Source organism: Brevundimonas sp., assembly GCF_032017145.1.
GTDB lineage: Bacteria > Pseudomonadota > Alphaproteobacteria > Caulobacterales > Caulobacteraceae > Brevundimonas.
On the sequence record NZ_DALZQC010000148.1, the window covers coordinates 1 to 5511 of the forward strand.

Annotated in this window: 6 protein-coding genes; 5 read left to right on the forward strand and 1 reads right to left on the reverse strand. The window is 69.6% G+C overall.

Translation table 11 applies throughout. The features are described 5' to 3' along the window. Positions 1–1598 (reverse strand): hypothetical protein (locus RTU05_RS16550; protein ID WP_312599427.1); only part of this gene is annotated, 1598 nt, incomplete at its 3' end. A 251-nt stretch (positions 1599–1849) separates the two neighbouring features. Here RTU05_RS16550 and RTU05_RS16555 point away from each other — a divergent pair. From RTU05_RS16555 to RTU05_RS16575, 5 genes are all read left to right on the forward strand, one after another. Then, positions 1850–2554, forward strand: a complete 705-nt coding sequence (locus RTU05_RS16555) for a response regulator transcription factor (RefSeq protein WP_312599428.1) — start codon at positions 1850–1852, stop codon at positions 2552–2554. Beyond that, complete coding sequence (locus RTU05_RS16560) at positions 2523–4148, forward strand: HAMP domain-containing sensor histidine kinase (protein WP_312599429.1); 1626 nt, start codon at positions 2523–2525, stop codon at positions 4146–4148. Before RTU05_RS16555 ends, RTU05_RS16560 begins: the two co-directional genes overlap by 32 nt. Further along, positions 4145–4573 (forward strand): HPr kinase/phosphatase C-terminal domain-containing protein, encoded by a 429-nt coding sequence (locus RTU05_RS16565; protein WP_312599430.1) that lies wholly within the window; start codon positions 4145–4147, stop codon positions 4571–4573. The genes RTU05_RS16560 and RTU05_RS16565 overlap by 4 nt, the downstream gene beginning before the upstream one ends. Positions 4574–4693: 120 nt before the next feature. Beyond that, positions 4694–5098, forward strand: a complete 405-nt coding sequence (locus RTU05_RS16570) for a PTS sugar transporter subunit IIA (RefSeq protein ID WP_312599431.1) — start codon at positions 4694–4696, stop codon at positions 5096–5098. Continuing rightward, on the forward strand, positions 5095–5367 hold the full coding sequence (locus RTU05_RS16575) for an HPr family phosphocarrier protein (protein WP_312599432.1): 273 nt from the start codon (positions 5095–5097) through the stop codon (positions 5365–5367). The genes RTU05_RS16570 and RTU05_RS16575 overlap by 4 nt, the downstream gene beginning before the upstream one ends. The last annotated feature ends 144 nt before the right edge of the window (positions 5368–5511 follow it).

A 5511-nucleotide genomic window follows, 5' to 3' on the forward strand; every position in this document is an offset into this window, starting at 1 on the left:
CGTTCGGCCGACGGCCCCAGCGGTCCGGCCTCCCCGGCGGCCAGTTTCAGCAGGGCGGCCAGCTTCTTCGGCGCAGGGGCGGGGGCGCGCACGATCTGGGCGACCAGACCGGCGTCGGCCTCCAGACGGGCGCCGACCGCGCCGATGGCGTCCGAAATCTGCTTCTCGTCGTGTTCGCCCAGGTTGGCGGCGCGCACCGCCCGTTGCAGCCGCGCCAGTATGGCCAGCTTCTGCGACGGGCTGGGACCGCCGGGCGCAGCCTGACGCATCTCGGTTTCGAAGCGCAGCGCGCCGATGCAGGCGCTCAGCCAGCGGGCCGCCGCGCGCTTGTTGGCCCCGCCGGTCACATTCTCGCATAGCCGGGTCAGGTGTTCGGCCTCGGCCAGCACGCTCTGGCAGCCGGCGACATAGGCGGCGACGAAATCGGCCGTGACCAGGCTCTTGGAGCGCTCCACAAAGGCGGTCTGCACCTCCTCCAGCGTCAGCAGCCGCCCGGCCGAGGCGGTCAGGGCCATGGCCAAAAGGCGCAGGATGTCGATTTCGCCCACCGGATCGTTGGGACGAAGGCGGCGCGGGCTGGTCAGTTCGCCCGTCACCATCCGGGCCAGGGCCGCCGCCAGAAGCGGAAACTCGCCGGCGGCCAAATGCACGCCCAGCCGTGCGGCCGGCCCGTCGATGGCGGGCATCATCAGGTCCAGGCGCGGGTCCAGCTTCAGCAGGCCGTCCATCTCGTCCGGCGCCACCATCCGCACGATGGCGGCCAGGCTGGCGCCCTGGTCCAGGGCCGGCCCCAGCACCGCGTTCAGGTTCTGGCGCAGGGCCAGCATCTCGGCGACGATCTGCTCGACCGCCACCACGATCAAGGCGCGCGGCGGGCCGTCCGCCGGGGCGGCGTCCATCAGGTCCATCAGAGCCGACAGCCGCGCCCGCGCGCCGCTGTGTTCGGCGAGGGCGCCGGCGACCACCCCGCCCATGCGGAAAGCCCGGTCCGGCGCGCCGCTGAAACGATGGGCCAGGTCGGCGATGGAGCCGTCCTGAAGGGTCGGGAACAGGCCGTCGCGTCCGGCCTTGCGCAGCCGGGTGATCGTCTGTTCGGTCAGCTTCTGATAATGGCGGACGACGGTGTGGACGTCCTGGCCGGTGGACTGGCTTTCGGGAACGGCGACCTTCTGGATGGCGTGCTGAAGCTCGATCCCCGCCGCCTCCAGCCGCTCGGCCACATCGGGGCGGTGCAGCAGTTCGAAGGCCGTCACGCCCTCGCGCCGCAGCCAGTCCTCCAGCACGCGCCCGATCACGGTCCGGGCGTGAGGCGAATACAGTTCCGCCGGGCTGGAGCAGGCCGGGCGGTGCGCCGCATCGGCCGCCTTCTTCCTGAGCGGTTCGGGCGCGCCCAGCGTCAGTATGGTGACGGAGGCGAACTCCATCGTCTCGGGGTCCAGCGTCTCCTTGGTGACGCGCGAGGCGACGGCGAATCGGTCCCGCAACTGGTCCTCGGCCGCCTCGATGGCCTGTTTGCGGTTCTCGGTGGCGATCAGCAGGGTCCAGGCCGCGGGCGCGGTCTTGCGGACATAGACTTCGTAGTGGATCGGACCGGCCATGCGGCGATCCTTTGACCCGAAGACTTTAAGGCGAGGTTTTCGCCGTCGCCTACAGTCCCTGCCGCGCCCTGGGCGCCGCCGCGTTGAAATCGTCAGCGGAACCAACCATCTTGGCCAGGACTTGCGCGAGGGCGTTCTGAGCGAATTCCCTTCTGGTCGGGGCGCCATAGCCCTAATGTGACCGTGATCGAACGGTTACGCTTGAAGCGCGTTCCTGCTCGCGGGACCGCAAAGTTCAGGAGAAGACACCCTTGGCGAACATCACCCTGGTCGACGACGACGAGAACATCGTGGCGTCCGTGTCGCTGGCGCTGGAAAGCCATGGCCACAAGATCACCGCCTATCACGACGGGGCCTCGGGCCTCGCCGCGCTGGAAGCCACGCCGCCCGACCTGGCCATCCTCGACGTGAAGATGCCGCGCATGGACGGGATGGAGGTGCTGCGTCGCCTGCGCCAGACCTCGCAGATTCCGGTCATCATGCTGACGTCCAAGGACGAGGAGATCGACGAAATCCTGGGCTTCAACCTGGGCGCCGACGACTATATCCACAAACCCTTCAGCCAGCGTCTGCTGATCGAACGGGTCAAGGCGCTGCTGCGCCGAACCGGCGCCGACGGCGGAGAGCCGGAGGCCGCCGCCGAGGTCTCGGGACGGGCGATCAAGCGCGGCAAGCTGTCAATGGACCCGGCGCGCCACGAATCGACCTGGGACGGCAAGCCCGTCAAGCTGACGGTGACCGAGTTCCTGCTGCTGCAGGCCCTGGCCCAGCGCCCCGGCTTCGTGAAGAGCCGCGACAACCTGATGGACGCCGCTTACGACGACCAGGTCTATGTCGACGACCGCACCATCGACAGCCACGTGAAGCGGATGCGCAAGAAGTTCCGCGCCGTGGACAACGAGTTCGACGCGATCGAGACCCTGTATGGCGTCGGCTACCGCTACCGCGAGAGCTGATCGTCCCGACGGGCGAGAGCCCGACGAGGAGCGCGTGCGCCGGCCGTTGTTCCGCTTCGGCGGATCGCGGCTGGGCGGCTTCATCCTGGCGCTCAATCTGCTCAGCCTGCTGATCCTGTTCGGCGGCGCCCTGCTGCTGAACGAATGGAGCAAGGGGCTGGTCGGGGCGCGTCAGGAATCGCTGACCGTCCAGGCCGAACTGCTGGCCAATGTGCTGCGCGAAGAGGGTGTGACGCGGGGCGAGCCGACGCCCGAGCTTGACCCCATCCGCGCCTCTCTGTGGCTGACCGACCGGTTCATTCCGGCGGGGCAGCGCGTGCGGCTGTACGACATCAACGGCCTGTTGCTGGTGGACAGCTATCAGGTGACCGAGGCCATCGGCGGGCGGCCCCTGCCGGACGCGCATTCGGCCGGATCTCCGACCGACGACGGGGCGGCGGCCAAGCTGGTGTCCGAACGCCGGATCGCGCGCGCCGACAGCGAACTGGCCGCCGAGGTCAGCGCCGCGCTGGAGGGCGCGCCCCAGGCGACGCTGCGCCGCAACGAATCGGGCGACCGCGTGGTGTCCGTCTCCATCCCCGTGCGCCATGTGCGCCAGGTGCTGGGGGTGCTGACCGTCGAATCCGGCGACGTGGACGAGATCCTGAGCGCCCAGCGCCGCGCCCTGGTGCCCTTCGCCCTGGTGGCGCTGGGGGTCAATCTGGTGGCCTCGCTGCTGCTGCATCTGTTCGTGGCGCGGCCGATCATGCGGCTGTCGGCGGCGGCGGATCAGGTGAAACTGCAACGCGCGCGCGCCATCTCCCTGCCCGATCTGGAGGATCGCAAGGACGAGATCGGCGATCTGGCGCGGTCGCTGGAATCCATGACCGACACCCTGTCCACCCGGATGGACGCCATCGAACGGTTCGCCGCCGACGTGTCGCACGAGATCAAGAACCCCCTGACCTCGATCCGCTCGGCCCTGGAAACCCTGCCGCTGGTCAAGACCGACGCCCATCGCGAGAAGCTGACGGCCCTGTTGCAGCAGGACGTGCGGCGCCTGGACCGGCTGATCACCGACATCTCCAACGCCTCGCGCCTGGATGCGGAACTGTCGCGCGACCGGCCGCGCCCGATCACGCTGAACCAGCTGCTGACCGACATCGTGGGCGTCTATGACACCACGGCCAAGCCCGGCGACATCCCGGTGCTGCTCCAGGCGCCCGAGACGCCGCTGCGCGTCATGGGCCGCGACGGGCCGCTGGGCCAGGTGTTCCGCAACCTGATCGACAACGCCCGGTCCTTCAGCCCGTCGGGCGGGGCGGTCCGGGTCAGTCTGGAGGAGACGGCCGACGACCTGCCGGTGCGCGTGCGGGTCGAGGACCAGGGGCCGGGCATCCCGCCCGAGAACCTGGAGACGGTGTTCGAACGCTTCTACACCTCGCGGCCGCAGGGGGCGAAGTTCGGCTCCAACTCGGGCCTGGGCCTGTCCATCGTGCGTCAGATCGTCGAGGCGCACGGCGGCCGCGTTCACGCCGAGAACCAGATGCAGGACGGCCGGGTCGTCGGCGCCCGGTTCGAGATCCTGTTCCCGGCGGTCGGCCGCCGGGCATGACGCCCGCCGCCCCGGTCCACGCCACCACGGTCGCCGTGCGCCAGGGGGGCGTCTGGCGCGGGGTGATGATCCTGGGCGCGTCGGGCGCGGGCAAGAGCGATCTGGGTCTGCGGCTGATCGGGCGCGGCTGGCGGCTGGTCAGCGACGACTACACCCATGTCTGGGCGTCGAACGGGGCCCTCTACGCCCGCGCGCCCGCCGCCATCGCCGGTCGGATCGAGGTTCGCGGCCTGGGAATCGTGTCCGCCGCGACACGGCCGCTGGTCAGAGCGGCGCTGGCCGTCGTCTGCACGTACGAGCCGGTCGAACGCCTGCCGGAGCCGAGATCTCGGGCCTTCTGCGGGGTGGACCTGCCCCTCCTGACGCTGGACCCGCGCCCCGCCTCGGCCGTCGATGTGGTCGCAGCGGCGTTGGAGACGCTTTGAAACGCTGAAAGACAGGTCTATGACACCCCCCTTGCGGTCCAGGAAAGGGCGGCGTCCGGCCTCCTCGCCGGGCGGGGGAACGTTCGGGACGGTTCGGGGCGGGATGCGAGTGAAGTCCTCATGATCGGTCTGGTCATCGTCACCCACGGCGGGCTGGCGTCAGAATTTCTTTCGGCGATGGAGCATGTGGTCGGCCCGCAGCGCGGCGTCGCGGCCATCTGCATCGGTCCCGAAGACGACATGGAGCGTCGGCGCCGCGACATCGTGGACGCGGCTTCGGCCGTGGACGACGGCGACGGCGTCATCCTGCTGACCGACATGTTCGGCGGCACGCCGTCGAACCTGGCCATCTCGGTGATGGAGCAGACCCATGCCGAGGTCATCGCCGGCCTGAACCTGCCCATGCTGATCAAGCTGGCCAGCGTGCGCGGTCGAGAGACGCTGGAGGCGTGCGTCGCCCACGCCCAGGACGCCGGGCGCAAATATATCTCGGTCGCATCCTGGGTGCTGGCGGGCGAAAAATGATCGTCGCCGCGACCCTGAACATCTGCAACGCGCGCGGCCTGCACGCCCGCGCCTCGGCCAAGTTCGTCAAACTGGCCTCCAGTTTCGAAAGCGAAATCCACGTCACCCGCGACGGGGTGACGGTGGACGCCCGCTCGATCATGGGCCTGCTGATGCTGGGCGCCGGCATCGGCTGCAGCATCGACATCTCCGCCGAAGGCCCGGACGCCGAAGAGGCGATGGAGGCCCTGACCGACCTGGTCGCGCGCAAGTTCGACGAGGATCAGTAGGGCGCCGCGACGCTCGACGTCGCCCGATTCGCCCGCCGCCCACCGGGCGGCCGCCAAGCCTGATAGAGCACACGCTCAGCGTCGGCTTAGGGTGGATTTCGTTGAAAAAGGCGGCTGCTGAGATCGCCGGCAGTAACCGGCACG